The sequence below is a fragment of the Caballeronia ptereochthonis genome (assembly GCF_001545075.1).
GTDB classification, from domain to species: domain Bacteria; phylum Pseudomonadota; class Gammaproteobacteria; order Burkholderiales; family Burkholderiaceae; genus Caballeronia; species Caballeronia ptereochthonis.
In genome coordinates this window covers 299,140-320,895 of record NZ_FCOB02000003.1, presented here as the reverse complement: position 1 = coordinate 320,895, position 21,756 = coordinate 299,140, and the positions used below count along the sequence as shown (strand labels likewise).

The following is a 21,756-nucleotide window of genomic DNA, read 5'->3' as shown; positions in this document are numbered from 1 at the left end:
ATACAAACGATCTTCTCGAGAATCGGCCTAGCGCTCTCACTGAGCGTCCACGGTTCACCGCCTGCGTGAGCAGCCGCTGTGACCTCCAGCTCGCGTTCGGCGTCACAGTAAAGCTGATAATTGCCGGCGCCTAGCCCCTCGTTCCACATCAAATATGAGAGGTAGGTTGTTCGGATGAGTTGATATAGAAGATGCTGGTTGCCGTGGCCGGATTGAAATGAAGCGAGGGCGAGGTGCGAGACTAAAGACCGTTCTTTGACAAGCGCCAAGGGAAGCGGACGGAACATATGCTTCGACGGTGCTGGTCCGTGTCGTGGTTTTTTTGATTTCGTTTTTTCGTAACCATTGCGGATGCCAGCGCCGTGCCGAAGCTCACGGAGACGCGGGTAGCCCGTCCCCGTTCTCGACGTGTGAGTAAGAAGTTAGGAAAGTAGACGATTCTTAGAAGATCGCTGGTGCCAGGCGTGCCGAACGGGACACCTGCTGCGATCAGTATCGGTTTGTGGGGGGGCGACATCGACCCGATGCGCTGCCGCTGTAGCCTTCGTGACCATATCTTCAATGTTGTCCTCGTCGTCGACATGCAAAGGACAGGCGCCCCAGGTCAACGCAAGTTGACGTGCAACGGCCTGATCAGGGGCGAGCGACAGAATGCGAGAGGCCGGGCGTTCGCGTGCAATCCGGGTTGCGGTTGCGCCGGAAGTGGTATAGGCGACGATCGCTGCAACCGACAACATCGATGTGATGGAAAAAATGGCTGCGCTGATCGCCTCGGGTGTGTCGGCGGAGGCAGGCTACCTAACCGCTTTCAGCAGTTGACGATACGACGGTGAATTTTCTGTGCGTTCGACAATTCTATTCATCATCGAGACCGCCTGGACTGGAAAGGCCCCTGACGCGGACTCAGCGGAGAGCATAACGGCGTCGACGCCGTCAAAAACAGCCGTCGCTACGTCAGATGTCTCTGCTCGCGTGGGTACCGCAGAGCTCACTATCGACTCCAGCATTTGCGTTGCTACAACAACCGGCTTTCCCGCTTCTCGGCATAAACTCACGATTCTCTTCTGAATCACCGGAACTTCCTCGGGTGGCAACTCAACGCCCATATCGCCACGCGCGATCATGATTCCGTCGGAAGCCTCGATGATCTCCTCGATCGAATCGACGGCCGACGGCTTCTCGATCTTGGCCATAATCTTAGCCCGGCCTTTAATCAGATTGCGCGCGTCGCGCACATCGTCCGCCCGCTGTACAAAAGACAATGCGATCCACTCTACCCCTTGTTCCAAACCGAATTGCAGGTCTTGCTTGTCCTTATCGGTCATTGCCGGAATGGGGAGAACGACGCTCGGAACGTTGACGCCCTTTCGGTCCGAAAGGAGGCCGCCGATGACAACTTCTGTCGTCATGCGGGTAAGCGACGCTTCAACAATATTGAAACGCAACAGGCCGTCGTTGGCGAGCAAGGTATCGCCGACAGCTGCGACGGCGAAGATTTCGGGGTGCGGGAGACAGACCCGAGCCTCGTCGCCGGGCGCGCTATCCAGGTCGAAGTTGAAAGTCTGTCCTGGCCGAAGCTCGACCTTTCCATCTCTGAATTGCGCCACCCGTAGCTTCGGTCCTTGCAGATCAAGCAGTACGCCGATCGGACGAGCATGTCGGGCCTCGACACGTCTAATTGCTGCCAATCGTCGAGCCTGTTCCGTATGGCTGCCGTGGCTCATGTTTAGTCTGAAAACATCGGCACCCGAAATATACAGGCTCTCAATCAGGTTCTCAGATGAGCTAGAAGGTCCGAGGGTCGCAAGAATTTTCGTGGAGCGGTTTCTGTTCATCGATGACAATCTTCAGGTTACGGAGACACTCCCCTAGGGGAGAGGAGAGACGCGGTATCGAAGCGAGCGGAATGACGCCGCTCGAAGAGCGAGCAAATGACCGCCTTCGGACGCGATACTGCAGTGGGTCTCCATCCGTACTGGGAACTTAGATAATAGAGACTTGACCGCGCGTGACGCGGTGCCAAGGTCTTGCAGTTGCGATCGCCGAGGCCTCAGCCCATTTCCGGACTTGGCTGATCGAAAAAAGCGGGACCGCGCATTCAGTCGCGGATCCCGCCGTGAACATTCACTTTGCGGCGTCAGAAAATGTAGCCCCACAATGCGGTGCGACGCTTATCTCGGGGTGCCATCCCGTGCGATGACAAAGAAGTTTTCGTCACCCATTTGGCCGCCTTTCAGGGCAAGCTGAAGGTCTCGTAAATGAGGCTTGTCGGAAAGCACGCGGCACAGCGGCGCGCCTGCAGCGAGGCGGCCGTCGATCTCAAGCGCGTCCGGTCCAAGGACTTGCGTGACTTGACTCGATGTATCCCCGCCGGAGAGGACCAAGCGTCGCAGATGAGTGGCCTCAAGGACCTCATTGGCAATCGCGCCAAGCCGTTGGCCAAGCAATCGACCGCCTTGATGTCGAGCGTCGTCTCGGGTCAGTCCGTCAGCGGTAAAGTACTCAAGCATTTCGGCGATGCGCGTATCGCGCGGGCCGCGGGCTGTGTGCATAATGACACTTCGCCCCTCGCTGAGCAGTGCGATTGTGCGAGCCACGATGCCTTGAGCTGTTTGTTGCCAAGAGTCTTCCCGAACGAGCGCTTTTGCGTCGATGGCAATTTCGGCGAAGCCTGCGGCGATCGCTGTGTCAATCTGTGCAGACGACAGCGGTGACGCACTCCCAGAAATGGCAAGAATTTGACTCGTGGGCGCAATACGGTCGTAGGATCGCTGCGCATTGGGAGGATCGCCGAGTTCACGCCACCATTGGGTCAACGCATATTCGACGCCGGATGAACCAATGGTGAATACGGAACCGACGGTCTTCGCGTAGCTGTCCAAGATCCGACCGACTTCGGTTAGGTGACGTGGGGTCACCGTATCGAGCAAGATTCCCGCGTCGCCCGTCGAGGTTGCTTCCCACCACGCCCGGTCGACCTCTTCGCGAGGACCCTCCAGACTGGGCAGGAAGATGCCCGAGAGCGGCAAATTTGTTTGCAAAGCCAGATGACGCAGAAGATCCCCCTCGAGCATCGGCGTGACCGGGTGGACGCTCATGATCGGATGGCGATCGATTCGATACGTCTTGTTGTCCGTGCCGGATCGAGCGAACAAGTTGCCGAACGCGCAGTAGCGCTTTAATGCCGGAGTGCCGGCAACGATCGGAACTGGATGCCCGGTGATTCCAGCGCGGGCAATCTCCAGGGCTTTTCCGATGCTTCCTATCGCTGGGCCACTATCGAAAGTGGAACAGACTTTGTAGTGAAGGATCGGAGCATTCAGCGCGCGTAGAGCCTCGAATACCGATGGAAGGGAGGCTTCCATCTCGGACGGGCTCATGCCTCGACTGTCGCCTGCGACACCGATAGCGTCAAATCCGCCGAGCTGCGATAGTCTTTCGGACGACGGTGTTTTCAAGAAAAGCGCGCACCGCAGCCCTGCGAAGGCCAAGACCTCCAGAGCATCTGTCGAGCCGGTAAAGTCGTCGCCGTAGAAGGCCAGACGCAATGCCGCGTCTGATGGTTCGAGTTTTGTACTCATCGCGCATCACGCCGATTGGAAGTGAGACAGCGCAGCACGCAGCGCAGGTCGTGACTCTGCGAAGGTTTTCAGATCGATTCCTTCGACAGCTGCTTCCCACCCTTCTCGCATACTGGCAACGCCTGCGGCGATTCCATGCGGATGTCCGATGATTCCGCCGCCGGCCAGATGCATCAGGTCCACGGAGCCTAGCTGGGCGTACAGGTCAGGGGCTTGAGATGCCCACTGTCCCGATGAAAAAACGGGCATCAACGGCTGCACGCCCACGAACGGTGCCAGACAGGCACGGGCCGATTCGATGACGGATGAATCCGGCTCCCAAAACTTGCTGCGAATGCCGTTGACGTGCAAGTGGTCCACTCCAGCAAGTCGCCACAACTTCTGAAACGCCTGAAAAGAGAACCCGAGTTGGGGGCAGCGAGTGAATGCACCCCAGCCATTGCGGTGGCCGTGGATAGGTAACTGGGCATGCTTGCGAAGATGCTCGACGCCGGCAAAACCGACCCAGTTAATGCAGACCATCACGCACGTACCGCCGGCTCGTAGCACCGCATCGTGTCGCTGGAGCATCTCGTCGATCGTGCCCGAGATATTGATCGCGTACATCGGCATGCGACCCATGCGGTCGGCGTGCCGATGCAAGACCGGCATGACGGCTGCGAGACGCTCACCGAAGCTCGCGTATGTTGGATTAGCGAGGAGCTCGTCATCCTTGATGAAATCGATGTCTGCGGCGCACAGACTATCGACGATCTCGGCCGTCTGTTCGGGAAGCAAGCCAATGCTCGGCTTGATGATCGTTCCGATCATTGGTCTGTCGTAGACCTTCGCGAAGTCACGGGTTCCGCCAATACCGAATTGAGGGCCGGGGAATTGGGCGGCGTACGTTTCTGGTAAATCGATGTCAAGAAGGCGCAGCCCTGTCACTTCCCCCAACTCAAACAGGTTGCCTGCGACAGTGGATAAAAGGGTGGGCAGATTAGGGCCGATGTTGTCCACCGGAAAGGCGATCTCGATCTCGCCGCGGTAATAGACACTCGGCGAACCCTTGCGCTCGACGTGGGCACTGTGCAGCGAAGGCTCCAGAACCGGAGGGTGCGAATCCACCTTGACTACACGAGCGCGGGCGCGATTTTTCAGCGCATCGGTCTCTCCCGGGAGCGCGAGAAAGGTCCCGCTGGACTGCTCGCCCGCGATGACTTCAGCGGCTTTTGAAATCGGCACGGAGCTTTCGACGAAATAGCGCGCGGTGAATTCCGCTCTTTGATGGGAGATTTCGACCATGTTTGTCTCTTCGTCTTGGATACACGAGGTGAAGCCGGGACGCATGACCTACTGTGGAAGCACGCGCTTTAGCCGGGGAATGACCAGAATATAGATTTGACGTCTCGTGACATCAAACGATATGATTTCCCCACGCCGAGCGAAAAACTCACAATAGGCCACTTATGTAAGCAGTGGGCTTCGGGCCCACTAGGAGCCCATGTGCCTCGTCTTTCTTTGAATGCGCTGCGAGCCTTTGAAGCCACGGCGCGTCTGCGAAGTTTCGGCGCCGCCGCCGAAGAACTCAGCGTCACGCATGGTGCGGTCAGCAGACATATCCGCGCACTTGAAGACCAACTGGGTGTCCTGCTGCTGTCACGCAATGCACACTTGACGGAGCCGACGCCTGAAGGGGCGCAGATGGCCGAGGGCCTGAGTGTGGCGTTCAACCTTATTCAAAAGACCGTCGATCAGCTAAAGCCGGGGCCCTTAACGCTCTCGTGCTCCGCTTCGATCATGATGTACTGGCTGTTGCCGCGCCTCTCAAAGCTGAAAAATGCGATCCCGTCCCTTGAGCTGAGTTTCAACACGAGTCATGGCGAGATCGACTTCACCCGAGACAAGATAACGGTGGCAATACGGCTTTCCTCCATCCCCGTCCCCAAGGGGGTCACGCCTATTCCGCTGATTGAGGAATGGATCGGGGCAGTGTGCTCACCGGAGTACATGCGCGCCAACCGGATCGAAGAGCCGGCCGACCTGGAACGTGCGCGGCTACTAGCGACCAATACGCGACCGTCCGCGTGGGCCGACTGGTACCAGGCGAGTTCGACCGCGCTCGAAAATCCGCCCGAGATCGCTGAATCGTTCGATCATTTCTATGTTCAGATCCAGGCCGCTAAGTGCGGATTGGGGGTCGCAGCGGTGCCGAGAATGCTTGTCCGAGACGAACTGGACTCAGCGGGTCTTGTGGCGCCGTTCGGCTTTGTCCGAGGGCCTGTGAGCCTTGTGCTGTGGGTGGCGCCTCATGCGGAGAGTCAGGTAAAAACCGTCGCCTTGGTGGAATGGCTGAAGAGCGAGTTACAGGAGATGGAGGCATGAAGCAAATGTCTGCATGTTTCCTGTTGACGAGACCCGCGCATTCTCTCTGTGACTTTTTGTCACGATACGCGGCTTTATTATCCTTTGACCTCGTCCGCCTAGGCTCCAATAATTTGCCCACGGGATGGCGCGCAGCGCCGTCATTTGAGTCGCTTCCAGGCTTCGCAATCGAAGCCGCGCAGCGGTCTTACAGCAAAAGGGGACAACGTGGAACAGATGAAGCAAAGTGAAGCAAGCCGCGTCGCAGTGGTGACGGGCGGCGCAATGGGCATCGGAGCAGATTCGGCAGAGCAGCTCGCAAAACGGGGCTATCACGTTGTTCTTGCCGATATCAATAGGAGCGCGGCGGAAGAAGCGGCGTCGAGCTTTCTGCACGCGGGCCTTTCAGTGTCGGCTACTGAGATGGATGTTTCAAACGCCGAATCGATTGCCGCTGCGTTCGATGAGATCGGCAAGACGCATGGGCGTTGCGACGTGTTGGTGAACGGCGCCGGAATTGCGAAGCTGGTGCCGTTCATAGACTACCCACTCGACACGTTTCTCAAAACGATGCAGGTCAACGTAACGGGCGCGTTTTTGTGCTCGCAACATGCCGCCCGTCTGATGTTGAAGAACCGCTGGGGCCGCATAATCAATATAGCTTCGGTGGCTGGGATGCGAGCAGTAGGTAAAGGACGCACGGCCTACGGGACATCGAAAGGGGCTGTCATCGCTCTGACGCGCCAGATGGCGGTGGAGCTTTGTGACTACGGCATCACCGCGAACGCGATCGCCCCGGGGCCAGTCGATACGCCGATGACTAAGGCGCTCCACAGCGAAGAATTTCGTGCCGAATACTCCAATGCGATTCCGATGAAGCGCTACGGCACGACGTCGGAAATCGCCGCGGCCGTCTGCTACTTGGCGTCGGAGGAAGCAGGCTATACCAACGGGATCGTGCTTCCGGTAGACGGTGGCTTTCTTGCATGGGGAGCAGGCGCGGTTTGAGCCAGCATTTGAGAGTCTTTCTACAGCAACCGCTTCGGGGAACGGATCGTGGCGCTAGCAAGCTATAAATGCGTGCGCGTTCGGTGAGCGCCGGCTGAAGCGGACCTTTCAGCGGTTGCTGACAGATTCAGCAGGTGGATGTCTTTTTAAGCTGTATCGGCATAGTGGGTGTCGGTCGGCACTCCCGCTACCTTCGAGTGCCGGCTGTACCCCTGGAAGCGGCCGTCTAGGTTACGCGAGGCTGAACGGCAAGTCAGGGTCGGGAGTACGCACTGTCGACTGGCCGCTTTCGGGCCGCTGAATTCAGTGACCGCTTCGGAGCGATGAGTTTGGGGAGCGGACTAACGCAGCGCGACCCGAAGCCGCCGTACAGTCTATCGGTCGGTAATGGCTCCTTTCGGTGCACAAAGCGTCACTGGATCTGGCGTCGCTGTGCCATTCATTTCCTGTTGGCTTCCGTGTGGGGCCACGGCCTGTCAAAGCTACTGCGCGCGGAGCAGTTGACCAGTTGAGAGCCGCATATCCGCTGATCCTACTTCAACACAACCACCGCCCAACCCTCGTCCATTCCTGCCTGCTGCGACTTGGCGCCCCGCTTGCCTCGTGCCGGCGTCCTTAGGCGGTGACACGATCGGGTCGATCCGTGTTCCCGCATCGCTTTGTGGAGTCATCGGATTCAAGCCCACGACCGGCCGTTGGCCGCGCAGTGGTGTGGCTCCAGTCTCCCACACTCTTGATACCACCGGGGTGTTCGCCCGGAGCGTCGACGATTGCATCTTGATAGATCCCGTGGTGACGCGAGACGAAACGCCTGACAACAATGTGCATGCGGGCCTGAAGGGCATTACCCTGTCCTATGCCCCGCGTCAGTATCTGGAGCTGGTTGCGCCTGAGGTCGCCACGCCTCAAAGATGTATGGACCCGACTTGTACTGCCTGCCGGTCAAGGCTATATCTCGGACGAGGTCTACCACCGTGCGCTGGGAGCCGAACGAAAGGAAATCAAGCGTCGGTACGCCGAAGCTTTTCTGAGTACTGGCGCGGAGGCACTGCTGTTGCCAACTACGCCGTCCACTGCACCGATGATCGGGCAAGAAGACAGAATCACTGGGTGGCCAAGAGACGAGCCAACTCGTCCTCGCAAATAACACAATCCCCGCCAGTGCCGCAGGTCTTCCGGGTATCAGTCTCCCGATCGGGTTGTCCGACAAGGGCTTGCCGGTCGGACTAGAGCTGGACGGTCCCTTCGGCCGAGATAAAGCACTTCTCTATGTCGCCTGCCGCGTGGAAAACGCCCTAGGTACGTTGCAAGCAACGGTCTGATCTGCCTGAAAAAGCCCTCGCTGCGCAGACTTCATTGGTCGAATTACGTTGAGGAATTGAAATGTCCCAGCCTGATTATTTGTCGGAAACGATTTCCGTTGAGCATGTCACGATCCGTTCGCATCATTCATTCGCCTCCGTGAAGGCGAAGCTGGAAAGATTGGTAAGTCGTATAGATGATGGGATTTTCACGTTGCTGCGTTACGGCGAGACTGCCCGCGCGCTGAAAGAACTGGAGGCACTGCCCACGCTGTCGGTCTTTGGTTTTCGAGACCACGGGGCGTTGCTCGGAATCATAGGTCCGCGTCGGCACGCAATCCAATACGACATCGGCAATCCGCTCACAGCATCTAAAATGACGCGACATAAAATCGCTGCGGGGCTGTATGCCCCCATTCGCGTGCTTCTTAGTGAGGATGCGGATGGCGCTGTGTCTATCGAGTACGATCGTCCCGTGTCAACGTTTGGACAGTTTAATAGCCCGGACATCGATACGGTTGCCCAGCAACTGGACAAGGACCTTCGCGCAGTACTCGAACAAGCAGCGTCGTGATCTGGCTCGCGCAGAAGCAGGTATCCAGACCGTTCTGCGCCAGCATTAAGCTGATATTGGAAAACTCATGCGTTTTGAAAAAGGCCATAAGGAAAACACGCGCAGGCGCATCATAGACGTCGCTGCGAAGCGTTTCCGACGGGACGGCATTTCGGCGTCAGGGCTGGCCGGGATCATGTCAGAGTGTGGGCTGACCAACGGTGCGTTCTATCCCACTTCGACTCAAAGGAAACCTTGGTCAAGGAGGCGCTTTCGAGTGCATTGCACGAACAGTATTGTGCATTGACCAACGATCAGACAGGGGCGCGCACTATCGAAGAGGCTATTCGACGTTACCTCAACACATCGCACCTTTCCGGGTGCGCTGACGGCAGTCCTTCCGCGGCGTTGCTGCCGGAGATCGGCCGCCAGTCCGACTCCACAAGAAAGATGTATGAGGCAGCCTATCTCTCTTATGGCGAGGGTCTGGCAGCGCTGCTTCCCGACCCTGGGTCGGCCAAAGCCCGACGGCAGGCAGCCGCGATTTTCGGCCTGATGGTAGGTACGATGCAAATCGCGCGGGCTGTGTCAGATCCAGAACTTGCAGAAGAAATATTAGAGGGCGGTGTGCAGGCAGCGCTGACGTTATCGCATGGATGACATGATGTCAGGCAGCAAAAGTCGTAGCCATCCACTGAACAACCGCCCCGATTGCGACACAACGCCAGAAGATGAGCGCCCCCTGCAACGCGAGCGAAGGCTTCTGGCGATGCTTGGCCTCATGTGTCTTGGGTTCCTTGGCGGTGCGCTGGATCTACAGTTCTTCTTTGGCGAAGATCCCTGCCCGCTGTGCATCATGCAGCGGTACTTCTTTCTGCTTGTGGCCTCCTTCGCATTTGTCGGCGCTGGCCTCAATCGCTGGCGCGGCATTGCGGTGGTGCATTTAACCTTGAACCAGGGCCATCGACGCAAGACAGATCGGTATGATCGAACGGCGGTTCACAAAGGCGAAGCGGTCGCACGAACGTCCAGGAGACGGCTACGTCAACGTCCCTTCGATGGCCGGTTGGGTGAGGTCGCCAACGTCCGCTTCATGGCGCTCCAGTCCGCCACACGCTGATTCGGCTGACTGACCGCTTTGGAGCGGGTCGTCTGATCGGAGTGGGTCGGGTACGGCCGACTAACTGGAGGGCAGCGGTCGGATAAGAAGGGTCGATCGACACATCCTCGCGAATAGCCATTCGAACGTCCGGCACAAAATCATGCGGGCCGCGTTGGCGCATACTAGAACCGGTAACCGATGCCACGCGGCGTCGCGGGGTGCTCCTGCGGGATATTCCGATTAGTGACGATTTTCCAGCAGGCTTTTACGAGGAGGTCGGTCGCCTCGTGATAGCGTTCGGTCGGCTCGAATATCTTATCAAGCTGTGTTTCAAAGACCTTCAGGGGAAGGGCTTTACTATAGGGATGGCTGCAGCCGAGTATGAATCACAAGCGTTCGCCGACTTCTGCGGGGAAACAGGGAAGTTGACGAAGCTTGCGAAGAGCGAGCTATCCACAACGGATGCAGACGCTTTTTGTGATCTGATAAAGAAGGTGTTGCCGTTAGGCACATTTCGCAACGACGCTGTGCACGCCTGGTGGTACGCCGACTTCAAGGGACTACCCTCCCGAATTCGACCAAAGAGGGACAGCCATGAATCGGCGGACTGGAGTCGTGGCCGTGTTGTACAGATTAGCGAGGTACGGCGCGCCCGAGAGGAAATTGAGCGCTTGTATCGCGATCTGGAAACGCAGCGCGGAACCTGGACAGTTCGAAACCCGTAGGGACTACCCACCGCAACCCCTGAGCAGGGACGATATAGGCAAGATCACCCAGTTTTCAGTTCATACGGTTTCCCGCGTGAACGTCTCGTCGTTGCATATTCCGCGTTCGGTGAACACCGTCGTCAGCAGATCAAGCGCCCGCACTTCGCCTGGGAACAGGTGCTGAGCTTTGGCACCGATGAATAGCCGGCCCTGCGACGATGCCACGAATGATGGTTGTGGATTGCGAGCTGCCGCTGGGCTGACATCAGGCCAACCGTCGACTACGGGTCGGCCGTCAATGGCGACGGCCGCAGCCCGGCCGGACGAAACCGTTGACGCCATTGCGCGCTCAGCGGCAATTTTCGTTTCGTCTGCCGGAGCCATCGAATTCGTCGTTGCCGTCACTTGGGGGCTGCAGCATGTCTTTGAGCATCGCGTTCAATCCGACGTATCCCACGACAGGCCACGCCGCATTCCTTTATGTAGTGTCTTACTTCCGCGTCCTGTTCCGCGGTAAGCGGCAGCGGTGTAGCGTCAATCGCGAGCAACTTCGCTCAGACATTCAGGCGTCGACTCCGCTCGGGAACCGGCCATTAGTTGGCAATGTTGAAACGTTGCTTGTCGGCCAGTCCGGTCATTTGAGCCTTTCAGTACTTGGCCAATTTTGAATGACCGGTCTCAGAAAAATCGAACAGGCGCTAACGCCCCGTGGACGCCAGTACAAGCAAGAGCGCGAATGCGTTGTCGCTGACTCCATTTCGATCCGGATGCCGAGTTTCAACTGACCGTCCGGGGTCTCTATGTCAATCTCATCATAGAACAGGCGGTATTCGCGAACTCGTCGCCCGAAGCATCGACCAGTTGCCAACTGGTTCATTTTGGCGCCGGCGCCAACATCCATCGAGGAAGGCAAGGGAGCGAACTTGTCAGGCATCAGTGCGCCGTCTATAACTTCAGGATGCGTGCTTTCTATGAGTGGAAGGTGCAGTTGAAGGGAGGGGCCCTGTCACTGTCACGGCTTGCATGGATTCTTTCCCTTGGAACGCTTTTTCTGGCTAGCTGTGGCGGTCCGGGTACCATGCTGAACGCCCGAGTCGCAGCGCCGAATATTTCTGTTCTTTCGGCGACAACAGACTCGCTGGCGTCGCCACACCTCAGCTGGGAGGTGCTGGACTTGACCCCCGGCTCTTCGCAACCGGTCTTGAGCCCGTCGGGATTGTTTCCGGGCGACTTTTCAACGGCGGTAATCGGCTCTCACGCGTTTTTGGTCAAACTGTATGCCGGCAGCCCGCAGGGCGTGGGCAACTTGACACTGGGTGGCAGCATTCGCGAGGTCCAGTGTGGGTATTTTTACACTGCGACATCTTCCGGGTCCGCTGTACTACTTCGGCATGCGGTTCCCGTAGGCCACCCCGTCAGCCGTCTTCTCGAGGGCGGTTTCCAGACCGAGACTCCGGGCGAGATGTCGACGCTCGCCTACATCGTTGTCGACTTCAACAGCCAGATGCCAGCCGCGAACAATGACCGCCAAATCTGTCCAATGGCGTACACGGGTCCCCTGTTCTCACCCGAACTGCATATGGGCGTAACGTTCAACGGCACGCTGAGGCTGTGGGGCATGGCGTCGACGCGCGCCGATGCCGCTCGACGATCAACTGTATGGTTGACCATACAGGTCCTTCCGGAATAGACACCAGCCGAGGGCATTTGCGTTTTGATAACGCGAAGAGATGCGGTTTTCGACCGAAGACTCGTCTCGGCCACGAGCCGCCGGTCGAGGTCGCCATCCAATTTGAATAGCGAGGATCCCGTCCGCCCCGCTCAATGGCCGGTTTCCGGCGAGCAAATTGCCGGTGGCACTGCCTCAACCCGGCCAAGAAGGGACGTTCGCTGACGCCGTCAAGCTGACGTTCAAGTGGCCGCTTAACATCAGACAGCGACCATCGATGCGAAGCTTGAACGTGGACAAGCGAAAACTGGCGACCCGTTGCGGTTACCCCGTCGCTGAGCAGAGCTCGGGCTTTCGTGTCGCAGGAATGGCCGCCGCCAAGCAGAGGCCTTGATCTAGCGCTGCGAGGGTCGGCGCGCATACGGCGCGGGTGCTCGACGCGTGGCTCGGTTTGTCCGGGGAAGAGATTGACGCGCCGTGGGGCGCTGGGATCAGTTGGACGAGGCTTCAGTCTCGCGTGCCGTGACGAGCAGCTTCGAGAGGAGGCGCTGAGCGACCTCACCGAATTTGTCTTGCGTCTCCGACATCACCGTCACCACACCTTGACGCTTCGATTTTGAACGCTTGATGTCTTGCACCGTACTGACGACGCGAAGTACATCGCCCGGGCGGACCTGCTTGAGCCAGTTGATTTCCACGCCCATGCCAATAATGCCGCCCGCAAGCGGCAACCCGCCCGAGGTGAGCAGACGCATCGTGATCGCGGCGGTATGCCAGTCGCTCGCGGCCAGACCGCCGAAGATGGATATCTTCGCTTCGTTCCCGTCAAGATGGAATGGCTGCGGATCGAACTCCAATGCGAAGCGCCGGATGTCGCCCCCGGTAACGGTGAAGGTCGGCGATTCAAATTGCAGGCCAATCTTCGGGTCATCGAGATAGAGAGGTTCGGTCATTGCGTGTGCTCCGATCGTCGCCGGACCTCAAGCCGCTGGAGCGCGAACGGTTGCTGCGCATGCCGCGCGGCGCAGATAGCATGGAAAACTGCGTGGCCCACGGATTCGCGGGGTCGGAGCGTCTAATCGTACGCAGCAGTTAGGTACAAACGAGCCTTGCGCGCGGGAACGCAGTTGCGGAGCCGGTCGATGCCTTCGACCTCTTCGCGTCGTTTGGCTCGTAGTGCACGCTCGCGGTCCTTCTAACGATGCAATTTGCGTGCACATATCAGCGTGTCATGGAGCCGAGATACACGGTCGTTCGGCAGAATTGACAAAGGCGATCAATTCGCTGATTCGGGCCCTTTCAATGTGATAAGTCCATTTAGCTTTGCTGTTCTTGCTCAATCTTTTGATCCCCAAACGGAACCGTCAGACGGTTTCCACGTGCTAGTATTGGAATGCGGCGGCTCACAATTGAGGTGGCCAAAATGCGACTGATACACGTACCTGAGCGGCATCACTTAGGCGACCCGATTGCCTGCAAGCGACAAATTCTCATTGCCACAATCGTCGGAATATTGTGCGTGCTCGCTTTGTGGAAGCTCGCAGTATGGCTGGGCGCATTTCCCCATTGATTGGCTATCTTTCTCTGCGGACACCGCGACCGCGGCGGGTCGACGCAGTTGGCGTCATCGAATGGGATTCGCGCTTCAGGATGTCGCGATAGTTTCCGCACGGACAACTGAGCGCTTTCATGGCAGGATTCGTCAGGTGTGCTCAATCGACCTCTATGCCGTCCGATTTGCACCGCGAGTCGAAGTGCTGCCATATAAGACGGTCATCGACCCCCAGGCAGAGCGCCATCACCCGCCCCAGGTAATTGTGCTTGATGGGTTTCGCGCGACGGCAGTCACTAAAAAGCTTGACGAAAGCCAAGTCTCTGGAGCGCAAGCGACCTAGCGAAGTGGCTTGGGCGATATTTCGGCGACGTACAAGCTGCGTTAAGAGACTGCGAACAGCGAACGCGAGATGCCATTAAAGAGGGCTTCCCAGGGGAAACGCTGATCGTGCGACACGTGCTGCTGCTCATAGCGTGTCGAACGTGAAGAGTAAGGGCAGAAAAGCTCGTTCTTGTCTTTTTCGTATCCCAAACGCCGGCGGAAGCCGCTTGGAACTGCGACCTGTTGTGCGACCGGCAGTTGCCTATCCAGACGAACGGCCGGGTTTGAAGCTCTGAAGACAATGTGCCTCTCGATGGACGGCTCACTCCGGTGACGCGGCGCGTCGACACTGCCAGCCGCCGTGCGGCGTGAGGTGTCATCCGAGTTCCGCATGCGTGACATAAAAGACGGATTCGAAGAGACTGCTCCTTCCGTGCATTCAGCCTTCTATTTTGCGCGTATCGTGGATTTGCGATGCCTCCGGTACGCGACGAAACGCATCGCGTTCACCGTCGCGTTGGCGCGCCTCTCGGTCGCACTGGCGCTGCTGCTGTCTGTAGCGGATTCCGATGCCCAGGAGCTTGAGCCGCGGGCGTACTCCGCCGCACCCACAGGCACCAACTTTCTTGTGGCCGGCTACACCCGCTTCACTGGTCAGGTCCTTACGGACCCGTCGCTCCCGGTTACCGACATACATGCAACCATCAACGCGTTTGGCCTCGGATACGCGCGTGTGTTCAACCTGGGTGGCCGTACCGCATCAGTCGGATTCGCTGTGCCGCTCGTAAGCGGCGATGTATCTGGCAGGGTCTTCGATGCACCGAATCAGGTGCATCGTGCGGGACTGGGCGATGTGCGAGTGCGGTTTGCCGTAGATTTGCTCGGAGGACCGGCGCTCACGCCGGAGGAATTTGCCCGTCGAGCACCGCAAACGATAGTCGGCGCAAGCCTGGTGGTCGTCGCACCGACTGGCCAATATCAACCGAGCCGCCTCATCAATGTAGGCGCCAACCGATGGGCATTAAAACCCGAGTTCGGTATCTCCCAGCCGATCGAAAACTGGTTCGCCGAGGCGGCGCTCGGCGTCTGGCTATTTACCGAGAACACTGAGTTCTTGGGCAGCGCCCACCGAAGCCAGGCGCCTATGCCTGTACTCCAGCTTCACGGCGGATACACTTTCAGGCCCGGACTTTGGCTCGCCGTAGACTTAGGCTTTTATACCGGTGGCGCCACCACGATAAATGGCGTCGCGAACGATGATCGGCAGAACAACGTACGATACGGCGCTACTTTGTCGATACCCATTACGCGTAACTGGTCAGCAAAGCTGGCGGCGTCTAAAGGCCTAATCGTGCGGGCCGGCGGTGACTACGAGGCGATCTCGTTGGCGGTGCAGTATCGATGGCTGGGTCATGAGCCGCCTTGACCCCCGCGTGAATTTCACATAGCACTCGTTTTGGAAAAAATTACGTGTCGCCGCCGACTTGTCGGACCTAATCCGGATCGACCAGCCGTATCGGAAGATCCTGCAAAAGGCACTCCCGGCACCCGCACTACGTTGTGGTTCGAGGCGCCACGCAGAGACTTCCAGTGCTTCCCGAATCCGAGCTTGCCTAATCGTTTGCGCGACGAGACAGGAACGACCTTCCTGAATGATGTGAAGGGTTGCGCACCGTAACATTTACTGCAATGCCGGAAGAAAACTGGGCGAGCCGCTGGAATAGCGGGTGACAATCGGCTTGAAAAGGAATATCTAATAAGCGTACAGAATTGCGATAACGCTCCGTATTCGCTTCGCGCTCCCGCTTTTCTGAGTGCGCGCTCCGGTGGTTGTCGGGACAACGCGGCGTATGAGGACGATAAGATGAGCACGATCCGGGCGATGCGTGTCTTCGTGCGCGTAGCGGAGACGGAGAGTCTCCGCTGCGTTGCTCGTGAACTCAACGTCTCAAATGCGCCGGTTAGTCGGGCTATTGCCTTACTCGAAACCCACCTTGGAACGCGTCCGATCGACCGCACCACTCGCGAGATGTCGCTGACGAATGCCGGCGCGCGTTACATTGGCTTGGCAGCAGGTAGCGACAATTCCTGATACAGCTGGCGTCCTGGCGAACGGGACCTGAGCCTGCAAGTGTTCATAGTGGACTGCGACGCAGGTATCAAAATGGGAGGTGCTTCATGAAGAACGCGGTTGCATTGCTAGTCAGCGCTGCGCTGGTGCTGGCGCCCCTGTCGGGCGCACAGGCGCAAAACAACTCTGGAGCGAGCGGATCTACGGCCACTGAACATCCCGACGAGATAGTGAGGATGCACCAGCAGGTTGCCGCGGCGGACCGGGAATATGACCGGGAGGTCGCCACGGCAAAAAAGGTGTATGACCATAAGAAAGCCGAAGCGAAGAAAAAGCGCGACATTGCGGTCGCGGCAGCTCATCAGCGCGTGGGCCAGTAAAAAACGTGTTCCACACGCCCGCCTCAGTCGTGTCTCGACATCAACCTCGGGTGTCAAGCACTATTCGGGATTCGCTGATGTCGTTGCCGCGCTGCGTGGCCGTCTGCCAAGTTCGCATTCACTGTCGGGTCGCGTTGAACGATCTGCTGGAACACTCTTCTGAGAGATCAGCAGCCTTTATGAAACCGCTTCTTAGAGAGGAATGACCTTCCGTGGCCGTATTCAACCGCTCCAGATCACGTGTACCAACCCGTCGCTGGCAACACGTACAGGGTAAACATTATGGTCGCCGTTCTGTTGCTTGCGATTTTCCTCACGTCGAGTGGGTATCTGCTCAAGGCCTCAATACCGCCATCTCCCCCGGCTACGGTGGCGTCAATTCCGCCGCTGGCGGATGCGCCGGCCGCCGGTGATCTCGCCATAGGCAGGACGCTCGGCCCTTAGCGAAGCGCCGCAAGCACATCTACGTGCGTTGCGAAGGTACAGCTTTGGATAGGGATGCCTCGGCCTCTGACTCTTATGCCGAATGCCTTGAGTCTGCTGCCGTCAGTGTGAGCAGGGACCATTCTTGTGATCCAGCACGTCGTCCGTGCTCACCTCGGCTGGCATCGGCCCATCGCCACGCTGGTCTGCCGCCTCGCGGGCCGTTCGAACGCAGGGCCCGCCGGTTAGCGCAGTCGAAAGGAAGCACCACGGTCGCCAAATCTTCCGCGTTGTCGTTCTGGACCAAGGCGGATCTGTCAGTCGGCAGTGGAATTGTGTAGACGTCGATATGCAAGTTCGCTTTCGGCGTTCGATCGCATCAGGAGAGAGACTTTTGGACCAACTTGGCTTTGCTCTGACCGTCGCACTGCTACGAGGACTGTCTCTGCTTCCTTACGGGCTGGTCGCCAGGTTGGGCAGCGCGATCGGGGCAGCTTTGTATGTGCTTCCAAGTCGACGCAAACGCATCGTCCTGGTCAATCTGCGTCTCTGTTTCCCCGACAAGACAGAACCCGAATACGATGATCTTGCGCGGAACCACTTCCGCCACGTGGTGCGGAGCTATCTCGAGCGAGGCATTCAGTGGTTCGGTAGCGCGCAATCGCTGAACAAGCACGTCGAGATCGACAGCAAAATTGATCTTCACGACAAGGATGCGCCGCCTACCATTTTTATGGGTTTTCATTTCGTCGCAATCGAGGTTGGCTGCATCCTTTACTCGACTCGCCTGCCTGCTGCTTCTTTATACACGCGCATGTCGAATGCACGCTTGTGCGACCTGGCCAGGCGACAACGCGGCAGGTTCGGCGCAGAAATGATTGAACGCTCGACCAGTGCGAGAAAGATCGTGGGACTGTTGCGCGCAGGCAAACCCGTGATGCTCGCAGCGGACATGGACCACGGCATTGACAACTCTGTTTTTGTTCCATTCTTCGGCGTCCCGGCTTGCACGCTCACTTCGGTTTCGCGACTTGCGCGGCTCGGGCATGCGCGGGTCGTACCTTTCGTGACTAAAGTGTTGCCCAATTACCGAGGATATAAGTTGACCGTTTTCGAACCGTTCGACGACTTTCCATCCGAGAACGACGCGGTGGACGCTCGCCGCATGAATGCGTTTCTTGAAGAACAGATTTTGGATTGCCCGGAACAGTATTACTGGGTACATCGACGCTTTAAGCATCGTCCAGCAGGGGCAGCGGCGGTGTATTGAACACGTCGTCGTTTTGCCATTTTGCCAGTGGTCGGCGACGATATCACGGTGCCGCCACTGAAGAGGTTAAAAGCGATGCCTTATGCCGACGGTCGTCTCGACCCCATCCGTGATGGACGGCGCAGCAGCGCCGTTAATCCATTGACGCCCCGGATCTTTCGGTACGGCTGGCCAAACCGGATCGGGACGGCCAAGTCGGCAGCTTCACGTTGTTGTTCGACGCGCTGGTGCCGATGCTGGCGCAGCAGGTGCCGTTTGCCACGGTTTCGCGCATCGTCAATCTCCGTTATCGAGCGCGGCGTGAAGGTGTTGACGAAGCCGAGATCTAGGTATATTGAAAAAATTGAACAGCAAATCTACGGGGTTTTCCACCTCCTCCACCGTGTCGCCGCCGTCTTGCTGCGACTGATTTTCTGGCCTATGAGGCTAGCAGTCAGTTTTTGCAGCCAGACAGCATCAGATCTGTGGGGAGCGCTTTGCCATGAAACGTAAGCACCAGCGCCAAGCTTATGCGCAGCGCCGTGTAACGGCGGCGGTTGGGCGCTTGATTGTTGCTACAACACCTTCGGAAAAGACGCAGGCGGGGCGGTGGGCGCGGCTATGGGGCAAGGTGGCGGCTGCGCGCTATTGAACTAGGCCGTGTTTCGTGCCGCTGCCCCTCTCGCCCGGGCAATCCGCGGTTCGCGGCGTTGCTGAGTGACCAGCGCTGACGGATCGGAGCGTAGGGTGACCAAAAGTTCCTCCATGCCCTTCGCATAGCATTTAAGCATGCGCTCGTTCGTGGTCTGCTCGAATTGGCGAGACGTCCTCGAGCCACGGAGGCGCGGCGATACCGCGGCCCGGAATCGGCTTGCGGCCATGCGGCGAGTCGCCTATAACGGTTACGGGCCTCACCCAGCTTTGTCGCTGAACGAAGAACGGGAGCGAGACATGAACCTCGAGACCGTACGTGCTTTCATCATGACGCGTGGCGTCGATTTCGCGATCATGCTGCTCGGCGCCATCGCAGTGTGGATCGTCGGCCGCTGGCTCATTAATCTCGTCATTCGCGCGTTGCGGAAACTCCTTGCACGCAACGGCCGAGTCGATCCCACGCTCGCGCACTACCTCGGCTCGATCCTCGGCGTCATTCTCAATCTGCTGCTCGTTCTCGCGATCCTTCAGATCTTCGGGGTTCAGACCACCTCCTTCGCTGCGCTGCTCGCTGGCCTGGGCCTTGCGATCGGCACCGCATGGGGAGGACTGTTGGCGCACTTTGCGGCGGGCGTGTTCATGCAGGTGCTACGGCCGTTCAAAGTGGGAGACTTCGTAACGGCCGGCGGCGTCACAGGCACCGTCACCGAACTCGGCCTGTTCGGCACGACGATCACCACGCCCGACAACGTCGCGGCGATTGTCGGCAACAACAAGATATTTTCCGACACAATCTTGAACTTCAGCTTGCTGCCGCATCGGCGAGTTGAGTTGACCGCAAAAGTCGCGAATGGCGTCGATGTACTCGATGCAATCGCGCGACTAAAAGCTGCGGTCGCGAGAATCCCAAACGTCACGGCATCGCCCGCGCCGGACGTCGAAGTGCTCTCCTTCACACCGGAAGGACCGCTACTCTGCGTGCGGCCGTACACCAACACAGAAAGCTACTGGCAGGTCTATTTCGACACCAATCGCGCGATCATAGCGACCTTCGAAGAAGCGGGATATCCTACGCCGGACACGCCCGTTGTACGGCGGGTGGCTCCGGATACGCACATCACGCAAATGCCGCCGCTACCGCTGCGCGGCGATCGCGCCGCCTAAGAGTGTCTCACGCGCCGAGCTCCCGGGACGGCCGGAAAGCTCCAACCGGTCGGGTAAGCACTACCTGGCCGATACCAGGTTTCACAGCACTCCCGTGCCTGCGCCCCAAGCCGTTCCATTCGTTCGTATCTAGGCATTTCTTCCGTACCGGATCATGGTTTTGCCGCGATCCCTACTGCGGCGAAACCTGGAGCGCCGGGCAATGATGCCCAGACACAATCCAGCGCTGCAACGCAGCCAGAAAACGCCCATGACGCCGGCGAGGCGGCGCCTGCTGACCATCGGCCTCATCGTTCTGTCGGCCGCCTCCGGCTGGGTGATGATGATCGTGGTCGAACCTGCTTTCCAGCGCACCATCGTGATGACCAGCGGCGCGGACAACGGCATTTATCGCGGCTTTGCGGATCGCTACGCGCCCATCTTAAAGCGTGCGGGCATCAAGCTGGATATACGCGGTTCTTCCGGCTCGGTGGAGAATTACGAACGATTGAGGGAGCCGAAGAGCGTCTACGACGTCGGTTTCATCCAGTCGGGCACCGTGAGTCCGAAAGAGACCGACAATCTGCAGACGATTGCCGCTGTGTCGTATGAACCTATCTGGGTGTTCTATCGTGGCGAGACTGCGGTCGACCAGCTCTCGCAATTGCGCGGCAAAAGGATTTCGATGGGCGTGCCCGGCAGTGGCCTGCTCAACGTCGCGCAGTTGCTGCTCGGCTATAGCGGCGTCACGAGCCAGAATTCCACACTACTGCAAATGGATGCGCCCGCGGCTTATCAGCGGCTCGAAACCGGGCAAATCGACGCTGCTTTCTTCATTGGGCGGCCGGACGCCGAGATGCAGAAGACGCTGCTGAACAGCAGTCTCAAGTTGATGAGTTTCTCGCAGGCCGATGCGCTGGTTCAGAAAATCCCGTCGCTTTCAAAAATCGTCTTACCGCGCGCATCAACGAGTGTCGCCGAAGACCTACCGCGCACCGACGTCACGCTGCTCGCGGCCACAGCGCTGCTCGTATCGAAAGACGCAATGCATCCGGCGCTCATCTATTTGCTGCTCGACGCGGCGCGCATGGTCCACGGTCATGAAGATTACTTCACGCCGCTTGGCACGTTTCCGAACACGAACACCGAAGAATTCCCGATCTCCGATGAGAGCATTCGCTACTTCAGATCCGGCCAGCCGTTCCTGTACCGCAATCTGCCGTTCTGGCTCGCCAGTCTGATCGAACGACGGCTGTTGATCCTCGTGCCGTTCGCGGCGCTCCTGATCGGTCTGCTTCAGGCATTGCCGCGCATGCTCGAAGCTCGGATGCGAAAACGGCTCGTGGTCTGGTATCGCGAGATCAAAGCACTAGAAGATGAAGTGTGGAACAGCCCCGCCCCGACCCGCTCGCAAATTGCGCAATGGAGCGACGAGATCGAGAGCATCGACGCGAACGCGAGCCGGATACGGATTCCGTATCGGTATTTTCAGGACGTCTATGCTCTCAAACAGGCGATTGGGGTCGTGCGGGACCGGATAGCGCATGTGGCGCAGAGAGCGAAGGGTTAGGGGCACGTCCGACCACGCGGGGTCTTTCTACGCCATCGACATGAAGCTGTTGAGTAGCGTCCTTAGGAGCACGCGGCAACTAGAAGGGACTGTTCCCCGCCCGCCACCTTTGATAATGCTGTGCCA

At 58.4% G+C, this 21,756-nt stretch carries 18 protein-coding genes and 1 pseudogene; 14 read left to right on the top strand and 5 right to left on the bottom strand.

Going from position 1 to position 21,756, the window contains the following annotated elements; all coding sequences use genetic code 11:
• Positions 1–436: 436 nt before the first annotated feature.
• The 3 genes and pseudogenes from pyk to AWB83_RS04995 form a co-directional block, all read right to left on the bottom strand.
• Positions 437–1,835: pseudogene (pyk, locus tag AWB83_RS05005) on the bottom strand (pyruvate kinase); the annotation flags it as partial.
• Positions 1,836–2,171: 336 nt separating this feature from the next.
• Entirely contained in the window at positions 2,172–3,581 is a 1,410-nt protein-coding gene (locus tag AWB83_RS05000; RefSeq protein WP_087043110.1) for a four-carbon acid sugar kinase family protein, read from the bottom strand.
• A gap of 6 nt (positions 3,582–3,587) precedes the next feature.
• Positions 3,588–4,865, bottom strand: a complete 1,278-nt coding sequence (locus AWB83_RS04995; RefSeq protein ID WP_087043173.1) for a ribulose-bisphosphate carboxylase large subunit family protein — start codon at positions 4,863–4,865, stop codon at positions 3,588–3,590.
• 201 nt (positions 4,866–5,066) lie between these two features.
• Between AWB83_RS04995 and AWB83_RS04990 the strand changes: the two genes are divergently transcribed.
• The 7 genes from AWB83_RS04990 to AWB83_RS04965 all read left to right on the top strand — a co-directional run bounded on the left by AWB83_RS04990 (position 5,067) and on the right by AWB83_RS04965 (position 9,906).
• Positions 5,067–5,945 carry a LysR substrate-binding domain-containing protein gene (locus AWB83_RS04990; RefSeq protein ID WP_167389066.1) on the top strand — a complete coding sequence of 293 codons (879 nt, stop codon included), beginning with the start codon at positions 5,067–5,069 and terminating at the stop codon, positions 5,943–5,945.
• Between the two features lie 216 nt (positions 5,946–6,161).
• On the top strand, positions 6,162–6,932 hold the full coding sequence (locus AWB83_RS04985; protein ID WP_087043171.1) for an SDR family NAD(P)-dependent oxidoreductase: 771 nt from the start codon (positions 6,162–6,164) through the stop codon (positions 6,930–6,932).
• A 603-nt stretch (positions 6,933–7,535) separates the two neighbouring features.
• Positions 7,536–8,162 (top strand): amidase family protein, encoded by a 627-nt coding sequence (locus AWB83_RS37680; protein ID WP_374729083.1) that lies wholly within the window; start codon positions 7,536–7,538, stop codon positions 8,160–8,162.
• Positions 8,084–8,254 (top strand): amidase family protein, encoded by a 171-nt coding sequence (locus AWB83_RS36925; RefSeq protein WP_374729087.1) that lies wholly within the window; start codon positions 8,084–8,086, stop codon positions 8,252–8,254. Before AWB83_RS37680 ends, AWB83_RS36925 begins: the two co-directional genes overlap by 79 nt.
• Positions 8,255–8,315: 61 nt before the next feature.
• On the top strand, positions 8,316–8,807 hold the full coding sequence (locus tag AWB83_RS04975) for a DUF302 domain-containing protein (RefSeq protein WP_087043109.1): 492 nt from the start codon (positions 8,316–8,318) through the stop codon (positions 8,805–8,807).
• 234 nt (positions 8,808–9,041) lie between these two features.
• Complete coding sequence (locus tag AWB83_RS04970) at positions 9,042–9,446, top strand: hypothetical protein (protein ID WP_244197577.1); 405 nt, start codon at positions 9,042–9,044, stop codon at positions 9,444–9,446.
• Complete coding sequence (locus tag AWB83_RS04965) at positions 9,439–9,906, top strand: disulfide bond formation protein B (RefSeq protein WP_279629074.1); 468 nt, start codon at positions 9,439–9,441, stop codon at positions 9,904–9,906. The genes AWB83_RS04970 and AWB83_RS04965 overlap by 8 nt, the downstream gene beginning before the upstream one ends.
• Before the next feature lie 767 nt (positions 9,907–10,673).
• Here the strand turns inward: AWB83_RS04965 and AWB83_RS36920 are convergent.
• Entirely contained in the window at positions 10,674–10,979 is a 306-nt protein-coding gene (locus tag AWB83_RS36920) for a hypothetical protein (protein ID WP_208636701.1), read from the bottom strand.
• Positions 10,980–11,673: 694 nt separating this feature from the next.
• Between AWB83_RS36920 and AWB83_RS04955 the strand changes: the two genes are divergently transcribed.
• Positions 11,674–12,285, top strand: coding sequence for a hypothetical protein (locus AWB83_RS04955; protein ID WP_143750015.1), 612 nt, complete (start codon positions 11,674–11,676; stop codon positions 12,283–12,285).
• Positions 12,286–12,755: 470 nt separating this feature from the next.
• Here the strand turns inward: AWB83_RS04955 and AWB83_RS04950 are convergent, their stop codons facing one another.
• The gene (locus AWB83_RS04950; protein ID WP_087043106.1) at positions 12,756–13,217 is read right to left on the bottom strand and encodes a MaoC/PaaZ C-terminal domain-containing protein; all 462 of its coding nucleotides are present in this window, start codon (positions 13,215–13,217) and stop codon (positions 12,756–12,758) included.
• Positions 13,218–14,531: 1,314 nt separating this feature from the next.
• Between AWB83_RS04950 and AWB83_RS04945 the strand changes: the two genes are divergently transcribed.
• The 6 genes from AWB83_RS04945 (at position 14,532) to AWB83_RS04915 (ending at position 21,630) form a co-directional block, all read left to right on the top strand.
• Positions 14,532–15,566, top strand: a complete 1,035-nt coding sequence (locus tag AWB83_RS04945) for a transporter (RefSeq protein WP_244197576.1) — start codon at positions 14,532–14,534, stop codon at positions 15,564–15,566.
• Between the two features lie 438 nt (positions 15,567–16,004).
• Complete coding sequence (locus AWB83_RS04940) at positions 16,005–16,232, top strand: helix-turn-helix domain-containing protein (RefSeq protein ID WP_087043105.1); 228 nt, start codon at positions 16,005–16,007, stop codon at positions 16,230–16,232.
• An 86-nt stretch (positions 16,233–16,318) separates the two neighbouring features.
• Positions 16,319–16,591: a hypothetical protein gene (locus AWB83_RS04935; RefSeq protein ID WP_087043104.1), complete on the top strand. Its 273-nt coding sequence runs from the start codon at positions 16,319–16,321 to the stop codon at positions 16,589–16,591.
• Between the two features lie 772 nt (positions 16,592–17,363).
• Complete coding sequence (locus AWB83_RS04925) at positions 17,364–18,284, top strand: lipid A biosynthesis lauroyl acyltransferase (RefSeq protein WP_208636700.1); 921 nt, start codon at positions 17,364–17,366, stop codon at positions 18,282–18,284.
• A gap of 930 nt (positions 18,285–19,214) precedes the next feature.
• Positions 19,215–20,081, top strand: coding sequence for a mechanosensitive ion channel family protein (locus tag AWB83_RS04920; RefSeq protein ID WP_087043101.1), 867 nt, complete (start codon positions 19,215–19,217; stop codon positions 20,079–20,081).
• Between the two features lie 250 nt (positions 20,082–20,331).
• Positions 20,332–21,630 carry a TAXI family TRAP transporter solute-binding subunit gene (locus AWB83_RS04915; RefSeq protein WP_087043100.1) on the top strand — a complete coding sequence of 433 codons (1,299 nt, stop codon included), beginning with the start codon at positions 20,332–20,334 and terminating at the stop codon, positions 21,628–21,630.
• The last annotated feature ends 126 nt before the right edge of the window (positions 21,631–21,756 follow it).

Bases quoted from the DNA above. Each gene is read 5' to 3' on its own strand.
- AWB83_RS04955 (WP_143750015.1), top strand. From the start codon at position 11,674: ATGCTGAACGCCCGAGTCGCAGCGCCGAATATTTCTGTTCTTTCGGCG.
- AWB83_RS04950 (WP_087043106.1), bottom strand. From the start codon at position 13,217: ATGACCGAACCTCTCTATCTCGATGACCCGAAGATTGGCCTGCAATTT.
- AWB83_RS04965 (WP_279629074.1), top strand. From the start codon at position 9,439: ATGGATGACATGATGTCAGGCAGCAAAAGTCGTAGCCATCCACTGAAC.
- AWB83_RS04920 (WP_087043101.1), top strand. From the start codon at position 19,215: ATGAACCTCGAGACCGTACGTGCTTTCATCATGACGCGTGGCGTCGAT.
- AWB83_RS04940 (WP_087043105.1), top strand. From the start codon at position 16,005: ATGAGCACGATCCGGGCGATGCGTGTCTTCGTGCGCGTAGCGGAGACG.
- AWB83_RS04925 (WP_208636700.1), top strand. From the start codon at position 17,364: ATGCAAGTTCGCTTTCGGCGTTCGATCGCATCAGGAGAGAGACTTTTG.
- AWB83_RS04985 (WP_087043171.1), top strand. From the start codon at position 6,162: ATGAAGCAAAGTGAAGCAAGCCGCGTCGCAGTGGTGACGGGCGGCGCA.
- AWB83_RS04945 (WP_244197576.1), top strand. From the start codon at position 14,532: ATGCGTGACATAAAAGACGGATTCGAAGAGACTGCTCCTTCCGTGCAT.
- AWB83_RS04935 (WP_087043104.1), top strand. From the start codon at position 16,319: ATGAAGAACGCGGTTGCATTGCTAGTCAGCGCTGCGCTGGTGCTGGCG.
- AWB83_RS36920 (WP_208636701.1), bottom strand. From the start codon at position 10,979: ATGGCTCCGGCAGACGAAACGAAAATTGCCGCTGAGCGCGCAATGGCG.
- AWB83_RS04995 (WP_087043173.1), bottom strand. From the start codon at position 4,865: ATGGTCGAAATCTCCCATCAAAGAGCGGAATTCACCGCGCGCTATTTC.
- AWB83_RS04975 (WP_087043109.1), top strand. From the start codon at position 8,316: ATGTCCCAGCCTGATTATTTGTCGGAAACGATTTCCGTTGAGCATGTC.
- AWB83_RS05000 (WP_087043110.1), bottom strand. From the start codon at position 3,581: ATGAGTACAAAACTCGAACCATCAGACGCGGCATTGCGTCTGGCCTTC.
- AWB83_RS04915 (WP_087043100.1), top strand. From the start codon at position 20,332: ATGACGCCGGCGAGGCGGCGCCTGCTGACCATCGGCCTCATCGTTCTG.